General features: G+C 73.5%; 23 protein-coding genes and 1 pseudogene. 8 read left to right on the top strand and 16 right to left on the bottom strand.

Annotated features, from left to right (window positions below; all coding sequences use genetic code 11):
* From ruvC to EDJALFJO_RS01540, 5 genes are all read right to left on the bottom strand, one after another.
* A partial coding sequence (ruvC, locus tag EDJALFJO_RS01560; RefSeq protein ID WP_088281505.1) for a crossover junction endodeoxyribonuclease RuvC occupies positions 1-600 on the bottom strand: 600 nt, incomplete at its 3' end.
* 4 nt (positions 601-604) lie between these two features.
* Positions 605-1,252, bottom strand: a complete 648-nt coding sequence (locus tag EDJALFJO_RS01555) for a rhomboid-like protein (RefSeq protein WP_088281503.1) — start codon at positions 1,250-1,252, stop codon at positions 605-607.
* Between the two features lie 16 nt (positions 1,253-1,268).
* On the bottom strand, positions 1,269-2,024 hold the full coding sequence (locus tag EDJALFJO_RS01550; RefSeq protein ID WP_088281501.1) for a YebC/PmpR family DNA-binding transcriptional regulator: 756 nt from the start codon (positions 2,022-2,024) through the stop codon (positions 1,269-1,271).
* Positions 2,025-2,102: 78 nt separating this feature from the next.
* A complete protein-coding gene (gene pdxT, locus EDJALFJO_RS01545) occupies positions 2,103-2,711 on the bottom strand; it encodes a pyridoxal 5'-phosphate synthase glutaminase subunit PdxT (protein ID WP_198949908.1) in 609 nt (202 codons plus the stop codon).
* 11 nt (positions 2,712-2,722) lie between these two features.
* A complete protein-coding gene (locus tag EDJALFJO_RS01540) occupies positions 2,723-3,649 on the bottom strand; it encodes an ABC transporter substrate-binding protein (protein WP_088281523.1) in 927 nt (308 codons plus the stop codon).
* On the opposite strand from EDJALFJO_RS01540, the gene kynU reads away from it, so the two are divergent.
* Both kynU and EDJALFJO_RS33170 read left to right on the top strand, forming a co-directional pair.
* Positions 3,639-4,955, top strand: a complete 1,317-nt coding sequence (gene kynU, locus EDJALFJO_RS01535; protein WP_088281497.1) for a kynureninase — start codon at positions 3,639-3,641, stop codon at positions 4,953-4,955. The genes EDJALFJO_RS01540 and kynU overlap by 11 nt on opposite strands.
* Positions 4,956-5,184: 229 nt before the next feature.
* Positions 5,185-5,553 (top strand): hypothetical protein, encoded by a 369-nt coding sequence (locus EDJALFJO_RS33170; RefSeq protein WP_143448225.1) that lies wholly within the window; start codon positions 5,185-5,187, stop codon positions 5,551-5,553.
* A gap of 192 nt (positions 5,554-5,745) precedes the next feature.
* Here the strand turns inward: EDJALFJO_RS33170 and EDJALFJO_RS01530 are convergent, their stop codons facing one another.
* Together EDJALFJO_RS01530 and pdxS are read right to left on the bottom strand one after the other, a co-directional pair.
* On the bottom strand, positions 5,746-6,732 hold the full coding sequence (locus EDJALFJO_RS01530; protein WP_088281495.1) for a matrixin family metalloprotease: 987 nt from the start codon (positions 6,730-6,732) through the stop codon (positions 5,746-5,748).
* A gap of 123 nt (positions 6,733-6,855) precedes the next feature.
* On the bottom strand, positions 6,856-7,788 hold the full coding sequence (gene pdxS / locus EDJALFJO_RS01525) for a pyridoxal 5'-phosphate synthase lyase subunit PdxS (RefSeq protein WP_088281493.1): 933 nt from the start codon (positions 7,786-7,788) through the stop codon (positions 6,856-6,858).
* Positions 7,789-7,871: 83 nt separating this feature from the next.
* Between pdxS and EDJALFJO_RS36230 the strand changes: the two are divergent.
* From EDJALFJO_RS36230 to EDJALFJO_RS01515, 3 genes and pseudogenes are all read left to right on the top strand, one after another.
* Positions 7,872-8,214: pseudogene (locus tag EDJALFJO_RS36230) on the top strand (GntR family transcriptional regulator); the annotation flags it as partial.
* Between the two features lies 1 nt (position 8,215).
* A partial coding sequence (locus EDJALFJO_RS01520; protein ID WP_233149617.1) for a PLP-dependent aminotransferase family protein occupies positions 8,216-9,343 on the top strand: 1,128 nt, incomplete at its 5' end.
* A gap of 209 nt (positions 9,344-9,552) precedes the next feature.
* On the top strand, positions 9,553-11,958 hold the full coding sequence (locus EDJALFJO_RS01515; RefSeq protein ID WP_088281489.1) for an immune inhibitor A domain-containing protein: 2,406 nt from the start codon (positions 9,553-9,555) through the stop codon (positions 11,956-11,958).
* A gap of 58 nt (positions 11,959-12,016) precedes the next feature.
* Here the strand turns inward: EDJALFJO_RS01515 and EDJALFJO_RS01510 are convergent, their stop codons facing one another.
* From EDJALFJO_RS01510 to pgsA, 5 genes are all read right to left on the bottom strand, one after another.
* Positions 12,017-12,586, bottom strand: a complete 570-nt coding sequence (locus EDJALFJO_RS01510; RefSeq protein ID WP_088281487.1) for a VanZ family protein — start codon at positions 12,584-12,586, stop codon at positions 12,017-12,019.
* Positions 12,587-12,674: 88 nt separating this feature from the next.
* Complete coding sequence (locus EDJALFJO_RS01505; RefSeq protein ID WP_198949905.1) at positions 12,675-13,271, bottom strand: NUDIX hydrolase; 597 nt, start codon at positions 13,269-13,271, stop codon at positions 12,675-12,677.
* Positions 13,261-14,439: a glycosyltransferase family 4 protein gene (locus tag EDJALFJO_RS01500; RefSeq protein WP_088281485.1), complete on the bottom strand. Its 1,179-nt coding sequence runs from the start codon at positions 14,437-14,439 to the stop codon at positions 13,261-13,263. The genes EDJALFJO_RS01505 and EDJALFJO_RS01500 overlap by 11 nt, the downstream gene beginning before the upstream one ends.
* Before the next feature lie 23 nt (positions 14,440-14,462).
* On the bottom strand, positions 14,463-15,443 hold the full coding sequence (locus tag EDJALFJO_RS01495) for a phosphatidylinositol mannoside acyltransferase (protein ID WP_088281519.1): 981 nt from the start codon (positions 15,441-15,443) through the stop codon (positions 14,463-14,465).
* Positions 15,436-16,116 (bottom strand): phosphatidylinositol phosphate synthase, encoded by a 681-nt coding sequence (pgsA, locus tag EDJALFJO_RS01490; RefSeq protein ID WP_088281483.1) that lies wholly within the window; start codon positions 16,114-16,116, stop codon positions 15,436-15,438. The genes EDJALFJO_RS01495 and pgsA overlap by 8 nt, the downstream gene beginning before the upstream one ends.
* 130 nt (positions 16,117-16,246) lie before the next feature.
* On the opposite strand from pgsA, the gene EDJALFJO_RS01485 reads away from it, so the two are divergent.
* Positions 16,247-18,412, top strand: coding sequence for an elongation factor G-like protein EF-G2 (locus tag EDJALFJO_RS01485; RefSeq protein ID WP_088281481.1), 2,166 nt, complete (start codon positions 16,247-16,249; stop codon positions 18,410-18,412).
* A 104-nt stretch (positions 18,413-18,516) separates the two neighbouring features.
* Here the strand turns inward: EDJALFJO_RS01485 and EDJALFJO_RS01480 are convergent, their stop codons facing one another.
* The 4 genes from EDJALFJO_RS01480 to EDJALFJO_RS01465 form a co-directional block, all read right to left on the bottom strand.
* Positions 18,517-18,990: an HIT domain-containing protein gene (locus EDJALFJO_RS01480; RefSeq protein ID WP_088281517.1), complete on the bottom strand. Its 474-nt coding sequence runs from the start codon at positions 18,988-18,990 to the stop codon at positions 18,517-18,519.
* A 114-nt stretch (positions 18,991-19,104) separates the two neighbouring features.
* Positions 19,105-19,536 carry a thiol-disulfide oxidoreductase DCC family protein gene (locus EDJALFJO_RS01475; RefSeq protein WP_198949904.1) on the bottom strand — a complete coding sequence of 144 codons (432 nt, stop codon included), beginning with the start codon at positions 19,534-19,536 and terminating at the stop codon, positions 19,105-19,107.
* 95 nt (positions 19,537-19,631) lie between these two features.
* On the bottom strand, positions 19,632-21,647 hold the full coding sequence (gene thrS / locus EDJALFJO_RS01470; RefSeq protein WP_088281513.1) for a threonine--tRNA ligase: 2,016 nt from the start codon (positions 21,645-21,647) through the stop codon (positions 19,632-19,634).
* Between the two features lie 138 nt (positions 21,648-21,785).
* Positions 21,786-22,442 carry an MOSC N-terminal beta barrel domain-containing protein gene (locus tag EDJALFJO_RS01465; RefSeq protein WP_088281479.1) on the bottom strand — a complete coding sequence of 219 codons (657 nt, stop codon included), beginning with the start codon at positions 22,440-22,442 and terminating at the stop codon, positions 21,786-21,788.
* A 378-nt stretch (positions 22,443-22,820) separates the two neighbouring features.
* Between EDJALFJO_RS01465 and EDJALFJO_RS01460 the strand changes: the two genes are divergently transcribed.
* Both EDJALFJO_RS01460 and EDJALFJO_RS01455 read left to right on the top strand, forming a co-directional pair.
* A complete protein-coding gene (locus EDJALFJO_RS01460) occupies positions 22,821-24,782 on the top strand; it encodes a DUF1800 domain-containing protein (protein ID WP_158220253.1) in 1,962 nt (653 codons plus the stop codon).
* 119 nt (positions 24,783-24,901) lie between these two features.
* Positions 24,902-26,242 carry a DUF1501 domain-containing protein gene (locus tag EDJALFJO_RS01455; protein WP_088281475.1) on the top strand — a complete coding sequence of 447 codons (1,341 nt, stop codon included), beginning with the start codon at positions 24,902-24,904 and terminating at the stop codon, positions 26,240-26,242.
* Positions 26,243-26,329 lie beyond the last annotated feature (87 nt).

The raw sequence follows: 26,329 nt of genomic DNA, 5'->3' as shown, positions 1-26,329 counted from the left end.
CTGGCCGGAGGCCCCGGCGGGCACCCGGCGCCCGCGACCGGCCCGGCCGGCGACCTCGGCGGCCTCGCGCCACGCCTGCTGAGCGGCGGTCTGGCTGCCGGGCAGGCCGGACGTCATCGCCGAGGCGGGGGCGCCGCGCCACAGGTGGCAGATCGCCAGGGCGAGGGCGTCCGCGGCGTCGGCCGGCTTCGGGGTCTCGGCGAGGTCGAGGATCCGGGTGACCATCGCGGCGACCTGCTTCTTGCCGGCGCGGCCGTCGCCGGTGACGGCGGCCTTGACCTCGGACGGCGTGTGGACGGCGACCGGGATGCCGCGCTGGGCGGCCGCGAACACCGCGAGCCCGGCGGCCTGCGCCGTCCCCATGACCGTCGAGACGTTCGACTGCGCGAAGACCCGCTCGACGGCGACGACGTCCGGGCGCACCTGGTCGAGCCAGCCGGCGAGCGCCTCCCCGACCCCGAGCAGGCGGGCCCCCAGGTCGTCCGTGGCGGGGGTCGTGATGACGTCGACGGCGACGAGGACGACGTCCCGGCCGCGGCGGCCCTCGACGACGCCGACGCCGCAGCGGGTCAGCCCCGGGTCGACCGCCAGCACGCGCACGTGCTCAGCGTCGCACGCCGGACGCCTGCTGCGGCCGCGCGGCGCGGCGGGTCGCGAGGAAGCCGGCCCCCGCACCGACGGCGACGGCCGTCGTGTGCCCGACCGCCGTGACGTCGAGTCCGGTCAGCCCGTCGAACAGGTACGGCGCCAGGAGCCCGAAGCAGACCAGGGCCGGCGCCCGCTCGAACCGACGGCCGCCGACCACCCCGGCGACGAGCAGCGCGACGACGACGTACGAGGGCCCGATGTCGAGTGCACCGCGCAGCGCCTCGTCCGCGTCACCGCGACCGATCCGCACCGCGAGCAACCCCTCGGAGAGCAGCGTCCCGACCACCTGCCCCGACACCCCCACGAGCACGGCCCGGCGCACCCCGACGGCCCGGCCGGTCACCCAGCACCCGACGAGCGCGAAGACGGCCCACCACCCGGCCGACTCCTCGGGCACGAACGCCGACAGCACGAGCGCCCCGACGGCGTGCAGCACCCCGCCCGTCAGGGTGTCGAGGCTCGTCGACGCCCACCCCCGCACCGCCGCTCCCCCGTCGTCCGGCACGGAGCGCACCAGCAGATCGACGACGAGGAGCAGGACCGCGTAGCCGACCCCGAACAGGACCGGCCCGACGGGGCTGGCGACCCGACGGAGCCGGGACACGCGCTGGAGCAACGGGTCAGTCGGCGTCCAGAGCCTCCAGGACGTCGTCCGGCACGTCGAAGTTCGCGTAGACGTTCTGGACGTCGTCGCTGTCCTCGAGGACGTCGATGAGGCGGAAGATCTTGCGGGCACCGTCCTCGTCGAGCGGGATCTGGGTGCTCGGCACGAACTGGGCGTCGGCGGAGTCGTAGTCGATCCCGGCCTCCTGGAGCGCCGTCCGGACCGCGACGAGGTCGGTGGCCTCGCTGACGACCTCGAACGACTCCCCGAGGTCGTTGACCTCCTCCGCCCCGGCGTCGAGGACGGCCATGAGGACGTCGTCCTCGCTCTGGCCGTTCTTCGGGACGACGACGACTCCCTTGCGCGTGAACATGTAGGACACGCTGCCCGGGTCGGCGAGGCTGCCGCCGTTGCGGGTGAGCGCCGTCCGGACCTCGGCCGCCGCGCGGTTGCGGTTGTCGGTGAGGCACTCGACGAGCAGCGCGACGCCGTTCGGGCCGTACCCCTCGTACATGATCGTCTGGTAGTCCGCGCCGCCGGCCTCGGCACCCGAGCCGCGCTTGACCGCGTTCTCGATGTTGTTGTTCGGCACGGACGACTTCTTCGCCTTGGTGATGGCGTCGTAGAGCGTCGGGTTGCCCGCCGGGTCACCGCCACCGGTGCGCGCCGCCACCTCGATGTTCTTGATGAGCTTGGCGAACATCTTGCTGCGCTTGGCGTCGACGACCGCCTTCTTGTGCTTCGTGGTGGCCCACTTGGAGTGGCCGGACATCAGTGCCTCCTGGTCAGGCGTGCGGGTGGCTCGGGCCGTGGTGCGCGTCGGCGGGCGACCGCCTCGCGGGGCGGTGCGTCAACCGGCGCTGCGGACCATCTCGACGAAGAGCCGGTGCACACGGATGTCCCCGGTGATCTCGGGGTGGAACGACGTCGCGAGCAGGTTGCCCTGCCGCACCGCGACGATCCTACCTGCGGCGGGCCCCTCGGCCACGGTCGCGAGCACCTCGACGGCGTCCCCGACCTCCTCGACCCAGGGGGCACGGATGAACACGGCCCGGACCGGCTCCCCGTCGACACCGGTGACGCGCAGGTCCTCCTCGAAGCTCTCGACCTGGCGGCCGAAGGCGTTCCGGCGGACCGTCATGTCGATCCCGCCGAACGTCTGCTGGCCCTCGATCGCGTCGACGACCCGGTCGGCGAGCAGGATCATCCCGGCGCACGACCCGTAGGCCGGCATCCCGGCCTTGAGCCGGTCGAGGATCGGCTCGCGCAGGTCGAAGGCCCGGGTGAGCTTGTCGATGGTCGTCGACTCGCCCCCGGGCAGGACGAGCGCGTCGATCTCGGCGATCTCCGTCGCGCGCCGGACGGGGCGGGCGACGACGTCGCACTCGGCGAGCGCCGCGAGGTGCTCGCGGACGTCGCCCTGGACGGCGAGGACGCCGATCACGGGGTCGGTGGGCACGAAGGACAAGCCTAGGCGGGGCGGACGGCGGCCACGACGCCGGGGCGCGGCGTCACCCCTGCGGCGGACGCGGCCGCCGGATGCCAGGCCGCGGCGAGCGCCTCGACGGCGTCGACGACCCGCGGCCCGGGCCGGGTGACGAACCCGCCGGCGTCGACCGCGTGGACGGCGCAGCCGGCGGGCAGGTCGGCGCCGAGCACGTCGACGACCGTGTGCGCCTGGGTGACCGCGTCGGCGAGGCCGTACCCGCACGGGGCGACGAGCACGGCGTCGACCGCGCGGACGGCAGGGCGGACGTCGTCCCAGGACATCGCGACCGAGCGTTCCCCGGCGCGGGCGAGGACCGGGACGCCGCCGGCGGCTGTGACGAGGTCGGGCACCCAGTGCCCGGCGACGAACGGCGGGTCGGTCCACTCCAGGACGAGCACGCGCGGCCGGGGCTTCCGGTCGACGGCGGCCGCAACGGCGTCGAGCCGGGCCTGCAGGGCGCCGCGCAGCGCCGTCCCGGCGTCGGCGGCACCGCACGCGGCGGCGACCTCGGTGGCCCCGTCGAGCACCTGCGCGAGCGTGTGCGGGTCGAACGTGAGGACCGTGCCCGGGCAGCCGATCGCCTCGACGGCCTCGCGGGCGGCGTCCGCGGGGAGCGCGCAGACCCGGCAGAGGTCCTGCGTGAGCACGACCTCGGGCGCCAGCCGCGCCATCGCGTCGGCGTCGAGGGTGTAGAGGTCCTCCCCCGCGGCGACCTTCGCCCGGACGAGCGCGTCGATCTCGCCCGGCGCCAGCCCCGCGGTGTCGAGGCCGCCGACGACGACGGCCCGCCCGACCCGCGGGTCCGGCGGGGTGTCGCACTCGAAGGTCACGCCGACGAGGTCGGACTCCAGGCCGAGGGCGTGGACCCACTCGGTCGTCGAGGGCAGCAGTGAGACGATGCGCGGCACACCCCGACCCTGCCAGAAGGAGCCTGCCGTGAGCGCGCCGGACGACCTCACCCCGCGCGCGGCGTCCCTCGACGCCGCCGACCCGATCGCCGCCGCCCGCAGCCGGTTCACCCTGCCCGAGGGCCTCGTCTACCTCGACGGCAACTCGCTCGGGGCGCTGCCCTCGCACGTGCCGGACGCCGTCGCGGACGTCGTGCGGCGGCAGTGGGGCCACGACCTCATCGCCTCCTGGAACACCCACGACTGGTGGGGCGCCCAGACCCGCGCCGGGGACGCCGTCGGCCGCCTCGTCGGGGCGGCGCCGGGCCAGGTCGTCGTCGGGGACTCGACGTCCGTCAACCTCTACAAGTGCTACCGGGCGGCGGCCCGGCTGCGGCCCGGGCGCCGCGTCGTCGTCACCGACCCGGCGTCCTTCCCCACCGACCTCTACGTGCTGGAGTCGGCGTCGAGGGACGACGGGTTCGAGGTCGTCCACGCGTCACCGCCGGACGTCCCCGCGCTGCTCGAGGAGCGCGGCCACGAGGTCGCGTTCGTGTCGCTGTCGCAGGTGGACTACCGCACCGGCGAGCGCTGGGACGTGGCCGGCCTCACCGCGGCGACGCACGCCGCCGGGGCGCTCGCACTGTGGGACCTGTGCCACTCGGCGGGCGTGATGCCCGTCGACCTCGACGCGCTCGGCGTCGACCTCGCGGTCGGCTGCGGCTACAAGTACCTCAACGGCGGGCCGGGTGCGCCGGCCTTCGTCTACGTCAGGCGCGACCTGCAGGCCGACGTCCGCAACCCGCTGTCCGGCTGGCACGGCCACGCGGCACCGTTCGACTTCGGCCCGGAGTACGCGCCCGCGCCGGGGGTGACCCGGATGCGGGTCGGCACCCCGCCGCTCATCTCGCTGCTGGCCCTGGAGTCGGCCCTCGAGGCGTTCGACGGGCTCTCGCCGGAGCAGGTGCGAGCGAAGTCGCTGTCGCTCACCGGGTTCTTCGTCGAGTGCCTCGACAGGCTCGGTCTGCTCGACGACGGGCCGGACGACGGCGCCGGCACGGGCCTGCGGCTCGTCACCCCGCGCGAGCCCGACCGTCGCGGCTCCCAGGTCGCGCTCACGCACCCCGACGCCTACGCCGTGGTCCGGGCGCTCGTCGCGCGCGGGGTCGTCGGGGACTTCCGCACCCCGGACGTCGTCCGCCTCGGCTTCGCGCCGCTCTACCTCTCGCACGCCGACGTGCTCACCGCGGCGCTCGCCCTGCGCGACGTGCTGGCCGGAGGCGAACACTTGCGCCAGGAGTTCCTTGAGCGGGCAAGGGTCACGTGACCAGTGCCCGCGCCTGACTATCGAACAGACGCATGTCGCCCGGCCGGGTTCCTGGGGACACTTCGCGGTCGTCACGCTCACGCATCGGATTCGACAAGACGGGGTCACCTTATATCTGACTGCCCCGTGATGATCTCTTGACGGGCCATCTCGCCCCTCCTAGCCTGTGGCAATGTCGAAACTAGCAAGGACAATCTCCCGACGCGGACCCGTCGTTGGCGTATCTACATTGCTGGCGATCATCCTGAGCGGCGTTGCGATTCCACAAGCCAACGCAGTTGTCAAGGATTTCAGTTGCGTCAAGGATGGATTCACCGGATACATTCGACTCTCGGATACCAGGACCAATGTTGTCGTCTCTTACAAGATCAACAAGGGAACCAACTCCGGAGGCAACCTGGCGAACGTTCTCACGTTCGACAATGGGACCGCACCTCGCACCGAACTGGTCAACAATGCCGCGCGTCAGGACAATGTCTGGCATGCGATGAACGCGAACTCGCCCTACCGCCGAGGGTCCGGCGGTTTCGACGCCTCATTCACCTTCGACAAGTCCGGCGCCCGGGACCCGTCGTGTACCGCCGGGGGCGTTGTCTGAGGATCCGCCCACGGACTCGACGAAATCGCGGTTCGCCAGCCACTTGCTATCAGCGACACGGCCAGGACAGCATTTCAGTCCCGACGGAATCGCCGAGATACGCATTCTCCTAGGTCCCTTGATCATGCGAACCCCGAAACTGGCCAACGTCAATGGCGCGCGGGCATTCAACTAAGCGAATCTGACGGTCGCTCACAGCCACGGCGCGCACGGGCCACGACCGAGGGCGGCCAGGCCGGTGCGGTCGCCGTCCCCCAGCGCGGTGATCTCGCCGGTCGCCGACGGGAACATGATCTGCGCCTTGTCGTTCACGTGGTCCAGCCCCACGAGGTGCCCCAGCTCGTGCATGAGGATGAGCCGGGCGAACGGGCGCGCCTTCGGGTCCGCGAGGAGCGTGGTGAACTTCTTCGCGTCGAGCACGACCGCGCCGGTCACGTACACGTCGGGGCGGCCCTCGAAGGACACCCCGGTGGGGCCGGCCTGGCCGGCGACGTCCGCGGCGAAGTCGGGGTTCTCGTCCGCGCTCTGCCACGCGACGAGCACCGGGGCCCAGCGGTCGCCGTAGCGCTCGGGCTGGAAGCTGCCGCGGCGGCGCGAGGGCGCCTCGTCGATCGTGCCGTCGGGCACGAACTTCAGCCCGGTGGCCTTCTCCATCGCCCGGAAGCCCTCGGCGACGAGCTCGGCGCCGCCGGGTGGGGCGCCGTCCGGCCGGACGACGTAGCGGATCGGCCGGCACGGGTCCCACATGACCGGCGTCGTCGTCGGCTTGCCGGCCGCGTCCACCTGCACGTCGAGCGGGCGCCAGGCCTTCGAGGCCTTCGGCGCGGTCGCGGGCGGCAGCAACCGGGTCGCCTCCGCCTCGTAGCCGGGCGTCGGGTAGTCCTTGCCCGCGGCGGGCATGCTCTGCCGCGCCGCGGGCGAGGCGCCGGCCAGCGGTGCGGTCGTGCCGCCCCCGCCGCCGAGGGCCAGACCCTGGACGGCGACCCAGACGACGACCGCGACGACGAGGAGCGCCACGACGGCGGGCAGGGACGCGAACCGGCGACGGGTGCGCACCGGGGCGAGCCGCGTCGGCGGCCGGAACTGGGTCTCCTCGACCCGCCCGCGGAGCCGCTCGTCGACGACCCACTTGGGGACCCGGCCCGACGGCGAACGGGGCAGGTCGTCCGGGCTCTCCACCACTGCCTCCCCGCAGCCGGCACCGACGCCTCCGGGCGTCGGTCGCACTGTAGGACCACGGGCCGACAGCGGTCAGGCAGAGCCGCCGAACGCGTCACCCGGACGGCGTAGCCGCCGCCGGGTTCACCAGCCGCGCTCGGCCAGCCGGTGCGGCTGCGGGATCTCGTCGACGTTGATGCCGACCATCGCCTCGCCGAGGCCGCGGGAGACCTTGGCGATGACGTCGGGGTCGTCGTGGTAGGTCGTCGCCTTGACGATCGCCTCGGCGCGGGCGGCCGGGTTGCCCGACTTGAAGATGCCCGAGCCGACGAAGACGCCGTCCGCGCCGAGCTGCATCATCATCGCGGCGTCGGCCGGGGTCGCGATACCGCCGGCGGTGAAGAGGACGACGGGCAGGCGACCGAGCTTCGCGACCTCGACGACGAGCTCGTACGGGGCCTGGATCTCCTTGGCCGCGACGTAGAGCTCGTCCTCGGACATGCTCGTCAGCCGGCGGATCTCGCCGTTGATCTTGCGCATGTGGGTCGTCGCGTTGGAGACGTCACCCGTGCCGGCCTCGCCCTTGGAGCGGATCATCGCCGCCCCCTCGGACAGCCGGCGCAGCGCCTCGCCGAGGTTCGTCGCACCGCACACGAAGGGGACGGTGAACTTCCACTTGTCGATGTGGTTCGTGTAGTCGGCCGGCGTGAGCACCTCGGACTCGTCGATGTAGTCGACGCCGAGCGACTGGAGCACCTGCGCCTCGACGAAGTGGCCGATGCGGGCCTTCGCCATGACGGGGATCGAGACGGCGGCGATGATGCCGTCGATCATGTCCGGGTCGCTCATCCGGGAGACGCCGCCCTGCGCGCGGATGTCGGCCGGGACCCGCTCGAGCGCCATGACGGCCACGGCGCCGGCGTCCTCGGCGATCTTCGCCTGCTCGGCCGTGACGACGTCCATGATCACGCCGCCCTTGAGCATGTCGGCCATGCCGCGCTTGACGCGGGAGGTGCCGACGACGCGCCCGGCGTCGGTCGTGCCGGCGGACAGGTCCTGCTGGTCGGGGGTGGTCATCGCTGGGTCCTTCGCGGGGTCGGTGGTCCTGGGGCCAGTGTTCACGCTACGTCCACAATGGCCCGCAGGTACAGTCCACCTCCATGCCGTCCGACCAGTCCAATCGCGTGACGGGTCTGCTCGTGCCCTGGCAGCCGGACGACGGCACGCACGGCCCCGCGCACCAGCGGCTCGCGGCGCTGCTGCGCGCGCAGGTCACCGAGGGCCGGCTGCGGCCCGGGGACCGGCTGCCGCCGAGCCGGGCGCTCGCCGAGGACCTCGGCCTCTCGAGGTGGGTCGTCACCGAGGCGTACGACCAGCTCAAGGCGGAGGGCTACCTCACCGGCCGGGTCGGCGCGGGCACCGTCGTCGCGCCGGGAGTCACACCCGCCGGGCCGGACGCCACCCCGCCCGCACCCGCACCGGCCGCCGGCGGTGCTGCCGACGNAAGGAGGTGAGGTCCGGCAGCACGAGCCCCGCCCCGCGCGCCGTGCTCGACCTGTCGCCCGCCCTGCCGGACCTCACCTCCTTCCCCCGGACCACCTGGCGGGCGGCGGTCGGACGGGCGCTCACCGACCTGCCCGACGCCGACCTCGCCCGCTCCGACCCGGCCGGTGCCCCGGCGCTGCGCGCGACGGTCGCCGACTACCTGCGCCGGGTCCGCGGCGTGCAGGCCGACCCCTCCCGGGTGCACGTCACGGCCGGGGTCCGCAACGGCGTGTGGCTCGTCTGCGACGCCCTGCGCCGGCGCGGGGCGCAGCGGGTCGCCGTCGAGGACCCGTGCTGGCCGCGACTGCGGGAGGCGGCGCGGGACAGCGGGCTCGAGGTCGTCCCGGTCCCGGTCGACGCCGACGGGATGCGCGTCGACGCGCTCGACGCGCTCGACGTCGACGCGGTCTTCGTGACCCCCACGCACCAGTTCCCGACCGGGGTGCCGCTGTCGGCGCCCCGCCGGCTGGCCCTCGCGGCCTGGGCCGCGAGCGGCCGCCGGACGGTCGTCGAGGACGACTACGACGCCGAGTTCCGCTACGACCGCCGCCCCGTCGGGGCCCTGGCGGCCCTCGCCCCCGAGCACGTCGTGTACCTCGGCTCGACGAGCAAGACCCTCTCCCCCGGACTGCACCTCGGCTGGCTCGTGGCCCCGGCCGGGCTCGCGGACGACCTGGACGCGGCCCGGCGCCGGCTCGGCTCGCTCGCGCCCACGCCCGACCAGCACGCCCTCGCCCGGCTCATCGGCTCCGGCGCCTACGACCGCCACCTCCGGCGGATGCGGCGGTCGTACCAGCGCCGCCGGACGGCGATGCTCGCCGGCCTGACGGCGTCCGTGCCGGGCGCGGCGTCGCCGAGCATGGACGCCGGCCTGCACGTGCTGTGGCTGCTGCCGGACGGCGCCGACGAGGCCGCGGTCCTCGCGGCGGCCCGCGCACGGGGCCTGGGGGTCCTGGGCCTGTCGCAGTGCCGGGTCGCGCCGGGGCCGGGCGGGCTCGTCGTCGGCTACGGCAACGTGCCCCCGCACCGGGCACCGGACGTCGCGGCGGCCCTGGGGGCCGCCGTCCGCGCCACACTCGGAGCGTGATGAGCCAATTGCGATGTTTGCCGCTTTGATAACGATTGGGTATCGCCCGCACGTCTTCGCGGCCTACGCCCGACACGACAGCAAATACGTCCGCGATGCGGCGGACACGCACCTGGTTTTGTCCCTAGAGTCCCCCCAAGCCGAGGACGACCTCCTCGGTGTTCGTGTGCCGCGCGCCTCGGGGGTGCCGGCGGATCTCTGGAGGATATGTGCGCCGACCACTCGTCGGACTTGTCGGGCTCGCCCTGGCGTGCACCGGTTCGCTCTACGGCGGTAGCCCCGCCGCGGCGAGCCCGGTGCAGGCCGTCACGGGCGGCCCCGGATCGGTCTCCAACGGCACGGTCCACGACCTGCCCAACCCGCTCGAGGACAAGCGCCGCGCGCTGCGGCAGCAGGCGCTCACAGGCGTCATCTCGGGCGACGCGACAGCCGTCACCAAGAACGGCAGCACCGTCGTCGACCTCGGCCCCGGCGCCACGGCGACGGCCGCCGACGCCGGCTCGCGCAGCCGGTCGGCGTCGAACAACCGCAACCGGACCCACAACTACGTCGAGCTCGGGCGCGAGAAGACGGACAAGATCTTCGTCATCCTCGCCGAGTTCGGCAACGAGCGGGACGCCGCGTACCCCGACCAGGACACCGACCCGGACACCCCGGGCCCGACGGTGTTCGACGGGCCGCTGAACAACGCGATCCCGAAGCCGGGTCCGAACGACAACTCGACGGTCTGGCAGCCGGACTACAACCAGGCCTACTACCAGAACCTGTACTTCGGCACCGGCAAGGGCGTCGAGTCGGTCAAGACGTACTACGAGCGCCAGTCGTCGGGTCGCTACTCGGTCGACGGCACCGTGAGCGACTGGGTCAAGGTCCGCTACAACGAGGCCCGCTACGGCCGCAGCGACGGCTTCCCGTGCGCGAGCAACGTCTGCTCGAACACCTGGGACCTCGTCCGCGACGCGGCGAACCAGTGGGTGGCCGACCAGTTGGCCGCGGGCCGCACGGACGCGCAGATCAAGACCGACCTCGCCGCGTACGACCAGTGGGACCGCTACGACGTCGACGGCGACGGCAACTTCGACGAGCCGGACGGCTACATCGACCACTTCCAGATCGTCCACGCCGGCGGCGACCAGGCCGACGGCGACCCGTTCCAGGGCGAGGACGCCATCTGGAGCCACCGCTGGTACGCGTTCCAGGGCGGCATCGGCTCCGAAGGACCGGCCGGCGCGCCGCTCGGCGGCACCCAGGTCGGCGACACCGGCGTCTGGATCGGCGACTACACGATCCAGCCCGAGAACGGCGGCCTGTCGGTCTTCGTGCACGAGTACGGCCACGACCTCGGCCTGCCGGACCACTACGACACGGCCGGCGGCCCGGACAACGGCGTCGACTGGTGGACGCTCATGGCGCAGAGCCGCGCCTGGGCGCCGGGCGACCAGGGCATCGGCACCCGTGCCGCGGACCTGTCCGCGTGGGACAAGCTCCAGCTCGGCTGGTTCGACTACAGGGTCGTCGCGGCCGGCACGAAGAAGACGCTGAACCTCGGCCCGCACGAGTACAACACCAAGGACCCGCAGGGCGTCGTCGTCACGCTGCCCGACAAGTCCGTGACCCGGGACCTCGTCCCGCCGAAGACCGGTGCCGCCTCCTGGTGGTCCGGTGCCGGTGACGACCTCAACAACACCCTCACCCGCAGCGTCGCGCTGCCGACGGGCCCGGCCACGCTGCGCTTCGCGGCCAACTGGGACATCGAGGACTGCGGCCCCGACCCGTGCGACTACGCGTACGTCGAGGTCGACGACGGCACCGGCTTCAAGGCCGTCGCGGGCAGCATCACGCAGCCGACCGAGAACAACGGCATCGACGGCACGAGCAACGGCTGGGTCGACGCGACGTTCGACCTGTCGGCGTACGCCGGCAAGACCGTGGGTCTGCGCCTGCGCTACTCGACCGACGGCGCCGTGGGCGGGATCGGCTTCTTCGCCGACGACATCACCATCACGTCGGGCACGACGACCGTCTTCACGGACGGCGCCGAGTCCGGTGCGAACGGCTGGACGGCGGACGGCTTCAGCGCCGTCGGTGCCACGACGACGCAGGACTTCGCGCACTTCTACATCGCGTCGTACCGGGCCTACACCTCGTACGACACGTACCTGAAGACGGGCCCGTACAACTTCGGGTTCGCCAACAAGTACCCCGACAAGGTGGAGCACTTCCCGTACGGCAACGGCCTGCTCGTGTCGTACTGGGACACCTCGTTCGGGGACAACAACAAGAGCGAGCACCCCGGTGAGGGCCTCATCCTCCCCGTGGACTCGCACCCGAAGCCGCTGCTGCGCAACGACGGCACGCCGTGGCGCGGTCGCGTCCAGGTCTACGACGCGCCGTTCTCGACGCACCGGACCGACGGGCTCTCGCTCCACCTCAACAGCGTCACGAACAAGATCCCGAGCCAGAAGGCGCAGCCGGTCTTCGACGACGCCCGCACCTACTGGTACGCCTCGGCCCCCACCGCCGGGGTCAAGGTGCCGAACGCCGGCGTCCGGATCACGGTGCTCAAGCAGAACAAGACGACGATGACCATCCAGGTCTCGACGTCGAAGGGCTGACGACAGCACCACCGCGTCACCGCGTCACCGCAGCACAGCACGCCGCAGGACCAGCACGTCAGGGCCGGGCCGGGAGCACTCGCTCCCGGCCCGGTCCGGCGTCCGGGGCGTCCGCCCGCGCCCGGCGCCGTGCCCGCGCCGCGCGGATCATCACGGCGCACCACGCGCCGAGCGCGGACCCAAGCGCGTTGAGCAGCAGGTCGTCGACGTCGAAGACGCGGCCGAGCCCGAGCTGGACGACCTCGATGACGACGGACACGGCCGTCCCGGCGCACGTGCCGGCGAGCAGGCCGCGGCGCAGGGCCGGCACGGCGAGCGCACCGGCCGGCGCGAACGCGAGGACGTTGCCGACGAGGTTGACGACGAGCAGGCCGGGATCCGGGTTGTGCGCCTGCCCGACGATCCCGCGCAGCGGCACGAGGTTGACCCCGGCCCGGTCGTCCGAGCCGCCGGTCAGCCCGAGCACGAGCATCGCCCCGACGCCGGCGGCCAGGAGCACCCGGGCGACCACGACCCCGGCGTCCGCGCCGCACCGCCAGGCGACGACGCCCGCGGCACCGAGCACGACGAGCGCCGTCCCGAGGACGGCGAGCGCGAGCGGGGCGTCGACGTAGCGCCAGATGTGCACGACCGGGACGCTACGCGCGGACCCGCCGCGCCGGTCAGCGGGCGCGGGCTCCCCCACGGTTCCTCCGCAGGACCTGCACGCCGCCTCCTCAGCGCGCGCGGGCCGCCGCCGCGTCGAGGCCGGCGCCGAGCCCGGACGGCGCACCGTCGTCGATCTCGACCGTCACCGGCCAGGCGGCGTGGCCCGCGAGCCGCGCCCACCGGACGACCCGCTTGCGCCGCACCCGTTGCGCCTGGGCCACCGCCTCGTTGTGGAACCGCCGGGCCAGCTCGACCCGCTCGCAGGCCTGCCGGAGCACCGCCAGGGCCTCCCGCGCGGTCGCGTCCCGGGCGAGCGCCGCCACGTGCCGGGAGTCGTCGAGGGCCGCCTCGAGCGCCCGCGTGAGGTCGCTCTCGGCCTCCTCGAGGTCCGGGCCGGAGACCCCCTGCTCGCCGGCCTCGAGGGCGGTCGCCGCGGCGTCCGCGAGGAGCAGCCCGGTCGCCGGGTCGAGGAAGGGGGCGAGCTCGAGGGCCGCGACGCACCGCCGCACGAGCTGGGCGTCGAGGGCCGCGCGCGAGGACTCGACCTTGTGGTGGAGCCGGTCGAGCCGGGCCGCCGAGTACGACAGGTACCAGCCGAGCACGAGCAGCAGGGCGAGCACGAGCGGCAGCCAGCCGGCCGCGCCCACGAGCCAGTCACGCGTCACGCCGGCCCTCCCGCCACCGGGTCAGCAGCCCGCGCGAGACCGGGTCCTCCCCGACCCGGTCGGTGCCGATCCGCACCGTCTCGTAGACCGACAGCACCTGCTCGGCGACCCGCGACCAGTCGTAGCGGCGGACGGCGATCGACGCCCGGTCGGCGACCGCGCGCCGTCCGGGCTCGTCGGCGAGCGTCGCGAGCAGCGCCGTCGCGAGCGCGGACGCGTCACCCGCCCGGAACAGGACGCCGAGGTCGCCGTCGTCGAGCACCCGGCGGAACGCCCCGAGGTCGCTCGCGACGACCGGCGCACCGGCGCTCATCGCCTCGACGAGGACGATCCCGAAGCTCTCGCCGCCGGTGTGCGGGGCGACGTACGCGTCGACCGAGCGCAGCAGGCGGGCCTTCGCGTCGTCGTCGAGCGCGCCGAGCATCTCGACCGCCACCGCGTGCGGCCCGAGGCCGGCGATGAGGTCGTCGGCGTCCCCGCGGCCGAGCACGAGCACCCGCAGCCCGGGGTGCACGGCCCGCAGCGCCGGGACGGCCTCGAGCAGCACGGGCAGGCCCTTGCGCGGCTCGTCGGTGCGGCCGAGGAACGCCACGGTCGGGCGGTCCGGGGTGCCGATCCACAGCGGGTCGGTCGGCGCCGCGGCGAACCGGTCGACGAAGACCCCGTTCGGGATGACGACGGCGTCCCCGCCGAGGTGCTCGACGACGGTGCGGCGGGCGTCCTCGCTCACGGCGATCCGCGCGGAGATCTTCTCCAGGCTCGGCCGGACGAGGGGCTGGGCGACCTGCATCGCGCGCGAGCGCAGGTTCGCGGTGTGGAAGGTCGCGACGATCGGGCCCGTGGCGATCCACAGCGCGAGCAGCGACAGCGACGGCGCGACCGGCTCGTGGATGTGGAGGACGTCGAAGTCGCCCTCGTCGAGCCATCGGCGCACCCGCCCGGCACTCACCGGCCCGAACTGCAGCCGCGCCACCGAGCCGTTGTACTTCACGGGGACGGCGCGCCCTGCGGCCTCGACGTACGCCGGGACCGGGGTGTCGTCGTCCGCCGGGGCAAGGACGCTCACCGTGTGACCGCCCGCGAGGAGGTGCTCCGCGAGGTCCCGGACGTGGAACTGCACCCCGCCCGGCACGTCGAACGAGTACGGGCAGACGATCCCGATCCGCATCCCGGGTCCCGTCGTCCGGCGGGTCAGCCGGCGCGGCGCGGCCGCTCGGGGCCGCCCGTCGCGCCCGCGCCGCCGGGCGTCTCCGGGACGATGTCGGACACGTAGTCCGCGACGAAGACCCGCTGCAGCATGTGCCAGTCCTCCGGGTGCGCGGCGATCCCGGCGGCGAGCGCGTCGGCGCAGGCCTGCGTCATCGCCTGCACCTTCGTCGCCCGCTGACCGGTCGACGGGGCGACGACCTCGGGGTGGAAGTGGATGACCGTCCCCCACCGGGCCGGGGCGCCCGCCCGCTTGAGCCGCTCGTACCGGATCGACACCGGGAACAGCGCCGCGTCGGCGACGAGGGCCAGGGAGGCCGGCCCGGCGGCCATCCGGGCCGTGTCGCCGAAGATCTGCACGGGGACGCCGGACGCCGTGAGGTCGCGGTCCGCGAGGAGCGGGACGAACCCGCCGGTGCGCAGCCGGCGGACGAGCGTGCCGAAGACCTCGCCGCCGCCGTCGTGCGGGAGGACCTCCATCCCGAGCTCCTTGCGGAAGTCGAGGAAGCGCTCGTAGAGCTCCTCGGGCCGCAGGCGCTCGGCGACCGTCGTCACCCGCGCCATCGCGAGCGTCGACCAGGCACCGGCGTGGTCCCAGTTGCCGCTGTGCGACAGCGCCATGACGACGCCCCGGCCGGCCGCGAGCGCCTCCCGGACCGGGGCGTCGCCCTCGGCGCGGCACGTCGCGAGGATCCGGTCGCTCGACCAGTCCGGCAGCCGGAAGGCGTCGCACCAGTACCGCATGTACGAGTGCATCCCCTTGCGGGACACCGTCTTGATCTTCATCGGGCTGGCGCCCGGGAGGACCCGTTCGAGGTTCTTCTCGAGCTGCCGGACGCCCGCGCCCTGGCGCATCCAGGTGAACTCGGCGAGCACGGAGAAGACGAGGTAGGCGCTGCGCTCGGGCAGCGAGCGGACGAGGCGCCAGCCCGCGGAGTAGGCCCAGAGGACCAGGCGCTCACGCATCGGCGGGCCCCGGCGTCCCGCCCGCGGCGGCCTGCTCACGCAGCCGGGCGAGGGCCTGGGTCCGGACGGTGAGCATCCGCTGGACGACGGTCACGAGGCTCGCGACGGCGAGCGCCGCGAGGACGACGAGGAGGACGACCTCGGGCAGGCCGTACCCGGTCTTCCAGTACAGACCCACGAGGCCGGTCGTCAGGAGCACGGTGACGAGCCGGTCGGCGCGCTCGGCGATCCCGACGCTCGCGGTCATCCCGAGCCCCTCGGCGCGGGCCCGGGCGTAGGAGACGACGCTGCCGAGCACGAGGCAGGCCAGGGCCAGCGCGGCCATGACGGTGTCCCGGCCGCGGGAGCCGCCGGCGTAGTAGAGCACCAGCCCGCCGAAGACGGCGGCGTCCCCGACGCGGTCGAGGGTGGAGTCGAGGAAGGCGCCCCAGGCGCTCGACCGGTTCATCGAGCGGGCCATGATGCCGTCGACCGTGTCCGAGAACACGAACGCGGTGATGACGAGGGTGCCCCAGAGGAACTCGCCCCGCGGGTAGAAGGCCAGCGCCCCGAAGCAGACGCCGAGCGTCCCGACGAGCGTCACGACGTCCGGGCTGATCCCGACGCCGAGGAGCACCCGCGCGACGGGAGTCAGCAGGCGGGTGAAGAGCGCTCGTGCGAAGCGGTTGAGCATGGCAGGAAGCACTCTATCCGGGGCGCGCCGACGAAGGTCCCCCTTGCTCTGCGCGACGGGACGGGTACAGGTTTGTCAGCACACGAAGCGCACCGCTTCGTTGCGGGGGGACGTCGGACGAGGAGGTCTCATGGCGGGCAACGTCAGGCCACGCGGTACGGAAGCGTTCGAGCAGGTCACGCCGGACCGGATACGGAACGTCGTGCTCATCGGCCACGCCGCGGCGGGCAAGACGACGCTCGTGGAGGCCCTGCTCGCGGGCACCGGCGCCGTGTCCCGCGCCGGCCGGGTGGACGACGGCAGCACGGTCTGCGACCACGAGGACATCGAGCACAAGCTCGGCAGGTCGGTCTCCCTGGCGGTCGCCTCGGTGGCCGTCGAGGGGGTGACGGGGACCGTCAAGGTCAACTTCGTCGACACCCCCGGGCACGCCGACTTCGTCGGTGAGGTCCGGGCAGGTCTGAGGGCGGCTGATGCCGCCCTCTTCGTCGTCTCGGCCGTGGACGGCGTCGACGGCATCACCCGCATGCTCTGGGAGGAGTGCGCCTCGGTCGGGATGCCCCGGGCCGTCGTCGTGACCCACCTCGACCAGCAGCGCGGCGACTTCGACGAGTCGCTCGCGATCTGCCAGCGGGTCTTCGGCGAGGGTGTCCAGCCGCTCTACCTGCCGCTCCTCGGGGACGACGAGATGCCGGCCGGGCTCATCGGCCTGCTGTCGCAGAAGATCTTCGACTCCTCGTCCGGCACCCGCGTCGAGCGCGAGGCGGACCCGCAGCACATCGAGCTCATCGAGACCCTGCGGCAGGCCCTCATCGAGGGGATCATCCAGGAGTCCGAGGACGACACCCTGCTCGACCGCTGGCTCGGCGGCGAGGAGGTCGGCTTCGACACCCTCGTCGAGGACCTGGAGAAGGCCGTCGCCCGCGGGTCGTTCCACCCCGTGCTGCCGGTCGACGCGCTGACCGGGCTGGGCATCCCCGAGCTCGTCGAGGTGATCCTGCGCGGGTTCCCGTCGCCGCTCGAGCGCCCGCTGCCGACCGTGACCACGCCCGGCGGCTCGCCGCGCGAGGCCGTCGAGTGCGACCCGGCCGCCCCGCTCGTCGCCGAGGTCGTCAAGACGACGACGGACTCGTTCGTCGGCCGGGTGAGCGTCGTCCGGATCTTCTCCGGCACGCTCGCGCAGGACATGACCGTTCACGTCTCCGGTCACTTCGCGCAGTTCGCGGGCTCCGACCGCGGGCACCCCGACCACGACGTCGACGAGCGCGTGGGGGCCGTCTCGACGATCCTCGGGGGCACCCTGGCGCCGGTCACCCGCGGCGTCGCGGGCGACATCGTCGCCGTCGCCCGGCTCGGCCGCGCCGAGACCGGCGACACCCTGTCGGCGCCGTCCGCGCCCGCGCTCATGGAGCCGTGGGCGATGCCCGAGCCGCTGCTGCCGACCGCCGTCACCGCCCGCACGAGCGCCGACGAGGACAAGCTCTCGCAGGGCCTGGGCCGGCTCGTCGCCGAGGACCCGACCGTGCGCGTCGTGGTCGACCCGGACACCCGCCAGATGGTCGTGTGGTCGATGGGCGAGGCCCACCTCGAGGTGCTCCTGGACCGGCTGCGGAGCAAGTACAACACCGAGGTCGACACCCAGTCGGTCAGGGTGGCCCTGCGCGAGACGTTCGCCAAGCCGGCGTCCGGCCACGGCCGGCACGTCAAGCAGTCCGGCGGGCACGGCCAGTTCGCCGTCGCGGACGTCGAGGTCGAGCCGCTCCCCGAGGGCTCGGGCTTCGAGTTCGTCGACAGGGTCGTCGGCGGCGCCGTCCCGCGGCAGTTCATCGCGAGCGTCGAGAAGGGCGTGCGCGCGCAGATGGAGCGCGGCGTCGGCGCCGGCTACCCGATGGTCGACCTGCGGGTCACCCTCGTCGGCGGCAAGGCGCACAGCGTCGACTCCTCGGACGCCGCGTTCCAGATGGCCGGCTCGCTCGCTCTCAAGGAGGCCGCGGCCGCCGCCGGCGTCGCCCTGCTCGAGCCGATCGACGACGTCCGCGTCGTCGTCGACGACGAGTACGTCGGCACCGTCATGAGCGACATGTCGACCCGCCGCGGCCGGGTCACCGGCACGACGTCCGTCGGCAACGGCCGCAGCGAGGTGGCGGGCGAGGTCCCGGCCATCGAGCTCACCCGGTACGCCATCGACCTGCGCAGCCTCGCGCACGGCACCGGCGCCTTCACGCGCGAGTACGTGAAGCACGCCCTCATGCCGCAGCACCAGGTCGAGAAGGTGCTCGCCGCGGCCGCCGGCTGACCGTCGCCGGGGACGAGGTGCTCAGGCACCCGCCCTGCACATCGGAAGGGCCCCGACGGGGCCGTCGGACGTGCGGGACGGGTGCCTGGGTCGTCCTGTCCGGCTCAGTCCGCGGGCCAGGCCGCGGCGAGCCGCTCGCGGGTGTCTCCGAGCAGCTCGGGGAGCGCCTTCGTCTGCCCGATGATCGGCAGGAAGTTCGAGTCGCCGCCCCAGCGCGGGACGACGTGCTGGTGGAGGTGGGCGGCGATCCCGGCGCCGGCGACCGGGCCCTGGTTCATCCCGATGTTGAAGCCGTGGCAGCCGGAGATCTCGGTGAGCACCCGCATCGCGGTCTTCGTCAGCGCGGCGACCTCGGCAGTCTCGTCGGTGTCGAGGTCGGGGTACATCGCGACGTGCCGGTACGGGCAGACCATGACGTGCCCGGTGTTGTACGGGTAGAGGTTCATGACGACGAACGCGTGCCGGCCTCGGGCCACGATCAGCCCGGTGGCGTCGTCCCGCCCGGGGGCCCGGCAGAACGGGCACTGCGGCCCTGCGTCGCCGTTCTCCGGCTTGTCCTCACCCTGCAGGTACGCCATGCGGTGCGGCGTCCAGAGCCGCTCGAACCCGTCGGCGGCCCCGGCCAGCTCCCACGACGGCTCGACGGTCACGGGCACGATCCTAGGCCGAAGCCCCGGCCCGGATCCGGCAGGTCAGGCGGCGCGCTCCGGCTGCTGCGGCTCCTGCTGCGGCGGCGCGGGCATCGCGCACGCGGCGGTGCCCCCGGGCAGCCGGTACCGGTTGCGGGCCACGGCCCGGTAGAGCACCCCGGCGACGGCGTTGAGGCCGGGCACGAGCAGGACGGCGCCGAGCGGCTTCCACCACGGGGCGCCCGCGAGCAGCAGGTGCGCGACGGCGTCCTGGGCCGCGTGCACCCGCCCCCGGGAGTCGACGAACTGCAGCGCCTCCATGCACTCGTCCATGGTCAGCCCGAACGCGTCGAGGTCGAGGTCGTACGACGCGGCGACCGTGCCGCCGGCCGGCATGACGAACCGGCGCGCGACGAGGGCCGACCGCGTGCAGAAGCCGCAGTCGCCGTCGTAGACGAGGACGGGGGGCGCCGGGCGGTTCACGGAGATGGTCACAGGACCATGGTCCCCCGCTGCCGCGCACCGGGCACCTGCGGCGGGCTGTCTGCTCGGACACACGTCCGGGCGGTGCCCGCCGCAGGCCGGCGGCGTCAGACCTGCGCGCGCGTCCGGATCGCCTCGACGACCCGGGCGACCGCGTCGTCGACCTTGATGCCGTTGTCCTGCGTGCCGTCCCGGAAGCGGAAGGAGACCGCGTCGTTCGCGGCGTCCTCGGCCCCGGCGATGAGCAGGAACGGCACCTTGGCCTTCGTCTGGGTGCGGATCTTCTTCGGGAAGCGGTCGTCGGAGGCGTCCAGCTCGACGCGCACCCCGGCCGCCCGGAGCGTGGCCCGCACGCCCTCGAGGTAGGCGACGTTGTCCTCGCTCACGGGGATGAGGACGACCTGGACCGGCGCGAGCCACGGGGGGAAGGCGCCCGCGTAGTGCTCGGTGAGGACGCCGAAGAACCGCTCGATCGAGCCGAACTTCGCCGAGTGGATCATCACCGGCTGCTTGCGGGTGCCGTCCGCGGCCGTGTACTCGAGACCGAACCGGGCCGGCTGGTTGAAGTCGAGCTGGATCGTCGACATCTGCCAGGTGCGGCCGATCGCGTCCCGGGCCTGGACGGAGATCTTCGGGCCGTAGAACGCCGCGCCGCCGGGGTCGGCGACGAGCTCGAGCCCGCTCTCGACGGCGACCTGGCGCAGCACCTCGGTCGCGCTCTCCCACTGCTCGTCGGAGCCGATGAACTTGTCCGAGTCACCGCGGGTGGACAGCTCGAGGTAGTAGTCGTCGAGGCCGAAGTCGCGCAGCAGCGACAGCACGAAGTTCAGCAGGTGCCGGATCTCCTGCGGCGCCTGCTCGTCCGTGACGTAGCTGTGCGAGTCGTCCTGGGTCAGGCCGCGCACCCGGGTCAGGCCCTGGATGACGCCCGACTTCTCGTACCGGTAGACCGTGCCGAACTCGAAGAAGCGCAGCGGCAGCTCGCGGTAGGACCGCCCGCGCGACCTGAAGATCAGGTTGTGCATCGGGCAGTTCATCGCCTTGAGGTAGTACTGGCTGTTCTCCAGCTCCATCGGCGGGAACATCGTGTCCGCGTAGTACGGCAGGTGCCCGGACGTCTCGAACAGGTGCGCCTTCGAGATGTGCGGGGTGCCGACGTAGTCGAAGCCCTCCTCGATGTGCCGGCGGCGGACGTAGTCCTCCATCTCCCGCTTGACGACGCCGCCCTTGGGGTGGAACACCGGCAGGCCGGAGCCGATCTCGTCGGGGAACGAGAAGAGGTCGAGCTCGGCACCGAGCTTGCGGTGGTCGCGACGCTCGGCCTCGGCGAGCCGGTCGAGGTACGCCTTGAGCTCGTCCTTGGTCGCCCACGCGGTGCCGTAGACCCGCTGCAGCTGCGGGTTCTTCTCGCTCCCGCGCCAGTACGCCGCCGCGCTGCGCATGAGCTGCCAGCCGTTGGCGAGCAGCCGGGTCGTCGGCACGTGCGGGCCGCGGCACAGGTCCTTCCATGCGACGGAGCCGTCACGACGCAGGTTGTCGTAGATCGTCAGCTCGCCGGCGCCGACCTCGACGGACGCGCCGTCGGCGGCCGCCTCCACCTCGGCCTCGGACGTGCTGCCCTCGTTGCCGTCGTCGCTCCCCGCGCCGCCCTTGAGGCCGATGAGCTCGAGCTTGTAGGGCTCCTTGGCGAGCTCCGCGCGCGCCTCCTCGTCGGTGACGACGCGGCGCCGGAAGCCCTGCCCCTCCTTGACGATGCGCTGCATCGCCTTCTCGAGGGTCTTGAGGTCCTCGGGGGTGAACGGCTTCTCGACGTCGAAGTCGTAGTAGAAGCCGTCCCGGATCGGCGGGCCGATGCCGAGGCGGGCCTGCGGGTCGATCTCCTGCACGGCCTGCGCGAGCACGTGCGCGCACGAGTGCCGCAGGACGGCGAGGCCCTCGTCGGACGTCACCGGCACCGGCTCGACGACGTCCCCGTCCGCGAGCTCGTGGGCGAGGTCGCGCAGGACGCCGTTGACCCTGGCGACGACGATGCTCCGGTCGTCCGCGAAGAGGTCGGCGGCCGTCGTGCCCGTCGTCACCTGTCGCGCCTGTTCCTCCTCGGCGGACCGGACGACGATCGACAGCTCGGACACGGATCTCTCCTTCGTCGGGCGCGCGCCTGTGCGCCGCCGCGGACGGACCCGGACGGGCCCCGGCACGAGCCTACCGACGCCGTGGCAGGACCTTCGCGCGCATTACCGGCGCGGCGACGTCCCACTCGCTCAGGGCACGAGGACGGCGGCGTCGCCGGCCTGCACCTCTCCCGGGACGACGACCTGCGCGTAGACGCCGAGGCAGTGCCCGGGCTTGCGCTCGACCTCGACGACGGCGTCGCCGATCCGCATCCGGCGGCCGATCCAGTCCTCCTCGCGCCCCGCGGCACCGGTGTCGTCCCGGACGTCGACGACGAAGTTCGAGCGCGGCTCGTCGAGGCTGCACGCGCAGTCGGCGACCTCGTGCTCACCGCGCTCGGCGGCCTCGAGCGCCTGCACCGAGACGATGTGGACCGGGGCGTCGAGCGTGCGCGACGGGTCGACCGGCGTCACGTGCACCCAGCGGCCGAGGTACTCGGTGAGCGCGGCCCCCGCCGCCTCCACGCCGAGCCCGGGGGGTGCCCCGGGCACGTCCAGGCGGACCGCGCCGTCGGTGTCCAGCCAGGCGCTCACCGAGCGCAGCCGCGGCTCGGCGTCGGCGGTCAGCAGCGCACCTGCCTCGTCGACGACGGCGTGCCGGCGGTCGCCGACGACCCCGGCGCCGTCGAGGCGGACCGTGCGCGCTGCGGCGGCGTCCATCCCCTTGACCGGGAAGACCCGGACGGCGCGGACGAGGGCGACGGTCGGGCTCCCGGCACCGTCGGCGGGCGACTCCAGCGTGACCATGTCGTCACTGTATGCCCGACTGCCTGCGCGGACGCGGACGGCGCGGGCGCGCGCCGGGGCCGGTGACGGGCGCCGGCGCCGCACCACAGTGACATCACCCAGTGTCACCTGCCCAGAGTGCCCGGATCGTTACTGCCCGCTCAATTCGGACGCGACACACCCGCATGGCCTTGACAGTGCGTGATGAATCACGGAATGGTCACCGCCCATTGGATCTCGGGGGTCATCCGAACGGAGGACGTGCGGCATCGGGCGAACGACCGGCACGACGAGCGGCCCGGCCGCGCACCGTCCGGCAGTCCCACGCGTCGCACCGTCCCCTCCGTCAGGTGGCCACCGGGTACGTGACCGATGAGCGAACGAGTGAGGACGCACTTCGTGGGTCGACACGCACTCCGGCGGGGGCCGGGCGCGCAGCAGGTGCTCACCCCAGGAGCCGGGCCCGTCCCGGACGACCGGACCCTCCCCGCCCAGCACACCCCGTCCGTCCGCAGGCCGGACCCGGAGACCGGTCCGGGCCAGACGCATCCCCGTGCCGCCGACGACGTCTCCCCCTGGCCTCCCGGGGCGGACACCCCGGTCCGGCACAGCACGACCGGCTCAGGCCCCGGCCGGCGCGGCGTCGTCGCGGCGCTCGGCTCGGTCGCCGCCCTGGGCGCCGGCGCGCTGGCCGTCGGCCCGTCGGGGGCGGGTGACGTCGTCCGCGGCGTCGCCGGCAGCCTCGGGCTCGGCCTCGACGACGCCGCCCCGACCGCGGCCGCGCGGATCGCCGACACCGGCTCCACCGCACCGCTCGCCGTCGGCACGGCCCCGTCGAGCACGAAGCCGGCCGTCGAGTACCAGGGGTCGACGGGCGGCAAGGCGCCGACCATGACGACCGTGTCGGCGGTGACGCAGAAGCCGACGATGCTCGTGCTCGACCCGGCGCTGCACGTCGCCCGGCGCGCCACCTGGGGCCCGACGCCCACGCTCGTCGCGGCGATCAAGAAGGCCGGCCCGAAGGCCTGGGTCGAGGCGCAGCTCGCACCGTCGAAGATCGCGGACACCCGGGTCGACGGCCTCCTCGCGAAGCTCGACACCCTGAAGAAGACGCCCGCCCAGCTCAAGGCGATGAACCCGGCGCGCGAGAAGGAGGACTACTTCTACGCGCACACCCAGCTCGAGACCGCATCGGTGATCCGTGCGGCCTGGAGCAACCGGCAGCTCTTCGAGGTGATGGTCGACTTCTGGCACAGCCGGCTCCACGTGCCGGCCCACTTCGACAAGTCGCGGGACACGCTCAACGACTACGACCGCGTCGTCGTCCGCGGCCACGCCCTCGGGACGTTCGAGGCGATGCTCTGGGCGATGGTCACCCACCCGGCGATGATCCTCTACCTGGACAACCAGCAGAACACGAAGTTCGGCGGCAACCAGAACCTCGGCCGCGAGCTCCTCGAGCTGCACACGCTCGGCGTCGACGCGGGCTACACGCAGACCGACGTCCAGAACGCGGCGAAGCTGCTCACCGGCCTCTCGGTGGACCAGGCGACGCTGAAGATGGTCTTCCGCCCGGACCAGCACTTCGTCGGCAAGGTCAAGGTGTTCGGCACGACCTACGCGAACGCCACCGCCGGCGGCGGGCTCACGACGCTGCGCAGCCTCGTCAAGAAGCTCGCCAACCACCCGAAGACGGCCGAGTACCTCGCGGCGGACCTCGCGCGCCGGTTCGTCTCCGACGCGCCGCCGCGGGCGCTCGTCGCCCGGCTCGCGAAGACCTACCTCGCGAACGCCACGTCGATCAAACCCGTTCTGCGCCAGCTCTTCGCCTCGCCCGAGTTCCAGGCGAGCGTCGGCCAGAAGTACCGCCGTCCGCTCGAGAGCACCGTCGCGACGATGCGGGCGCTGAGCCTGCAGCCCTCGACGAACACGACCGAGCTCATGACGTCGCTGCGGAACCTGCGCTGGGGCCTGGACCAGATGGGCCAGTCCCCGCTCGGGCACACGGCACCGGACGGCTACGCCGACTTCGCGCAGCCCTGGCTGTCGACCGTCGGGACGCTGTCGCGCTGGAACATGCAGATGGCGCTCGCCGGCGGCTGGAACAAGGGCTTCACCAAGGCGAACGCCGCCGGGTGGATCGGGGACGCGACGACGTACGGCGTCGCCGTCGACCGGATCGCCAAGCGGGTGCTCTTCCAGAAGCCGACCGCCGCCCAGAAGGCCGCGATCCTCGCGTTCCTCGGGCACACGGCCGCGACGAAGATCCCCGCCTGGGCGAAGACCGGCAACGGCGACTACAACCTGCGCGTCCGCGCGGTCGCCCTCCTGCTCGGCGCCCCGCAGCACCAGCTGCGCTGACCCCCGCCGGCGCGGCCCCCCGCANGCGCTGACCCCCGCCGGCGCGGCCCGCGGGCCGCGCCGGCCTCCCCGGCCCCCCGCACCGACCGCGACATCACGCGAAGGACGGACACCCCCTGATGGACACCGGCTTCCTCGACCGGCTCCCGAGCGACACCCCCGGCCACGACGAGCGCCCCGACGGGTTCCACGACGGCTGCGACTGCGGCACGCAGGCCCCCGCCGACGACCCGTGGCGCAAGGGGTTCACCCGGCGCCGGCTCTTCCAGGGCTCGACGGCGATGGTCGCCGCTCTCGGCCTGCAGACCGTGTCGACCCGCTACGCCTACGCCGCAGCGACCGACACCGACACGATCGTCGTCATCAACGCGCGCGGCGGGATGGACGGCCTCAACGTCGTCGTCCCCGTCACCGAGCAGCGCTACTACGCGCTGCGGCGCAACATCGCCGTCCCCGAGGGAGCAGCGCTGCCGCTGGCCTCCGGGTTCGGCCTGCACCCCGCCATGCCCAAGCTGCACAAGCGGTTCCAGGCCGGGCAGTTCGCCCCGGTCGTCGCCGTCGGCACCCCGGACCGGACGCTCTCGCACTTCGAGGCGATGGACACCCTCGAGCGCGGGACGGCGGCCGGCAACAACACGTCCGGCTGGATGAACCGGGTGCTCACCGCACGCAGCCAGACCGGGGTGTTCTCGGCCGTCCAGTTCGGCAACCAGCTCCCGCTGTCGCTGACCGGCCCGGCACCCGCCCTCGCGATGGACGGCATCCAGTCGTTCGGCCTCGCCGGGTACGACGACGTCCGCGCCAAGGCCGCGACCGCATTCGCGGCGCTCTACAAGGGCGTCGACCACCCGATGGCGACGCAGGCGAGCCGTACGCTCAAGGCTGTCGGCACCGTCGACACGATGCGGGCCACGTCGTACACACCGGCGAACGGCGCCGTCTACCCCGACGGCGGGCTCGGCAACACCCTCGAGGACCTCGCCCGGATCATCAAGGCCAAGGTCGGCCTGTCGCTCGCGACGATCGACATCGGCGGCTGGGACATGCACACGAACGAGGGCCGCGTCGACGGCGGCGACCTGCGCAACCACCTCGTGGACCTCGACAACGCGCTCGACGCGTTCGCGGCCGACCTCGGGGACGGCTTCGGCGACGTCACCGTCGTCGTGCTCTCGGAGTTCGGGCGCACGGTGCGCGAGAACGGCACGGTCGGCACCGACCACGGCCACGGCCAGGTCGTCTGGGTGCTCGGTGGTGCGGTGAACGGCGGGCGGATCTACGGCACGTGGCCGGGCCTCACCGACGCGGCCATGTTCACGAACGGCAGCCTCGCCGCGACGACGGACTACCGCGACGTCCTCGGCGACGTCCTCGCCGCGCGCGGCGGCGTCTCGTCGTTCGCGAAGGTCTTCCCCGACCACACACCCACGCCGCTCGGGATCGTCAAGCCCCGGGCCTGACAGGCACCCGGCGGTGCGACGAGGCCTGTACCGCCGGGCAGGAGACGCCGCCTCGCGCCGTGCGCCCCCACGGCGCGGGGCGGCGCC

It is taken from the genome of Kineosporia sp. A_224 (genome assembly GCF_002198655.1).
Taxonomy (GTDB): Bacteria; Actinomycetota; Actinomycetes; order Actinomycetales; family Kineosporiaceae; genus R-H-3.
The sequence above is the reverse complement of the archived record's forward strand: the minus strand, read 5'-3'. Positions and strand labels throughout refer to the sequence as shown.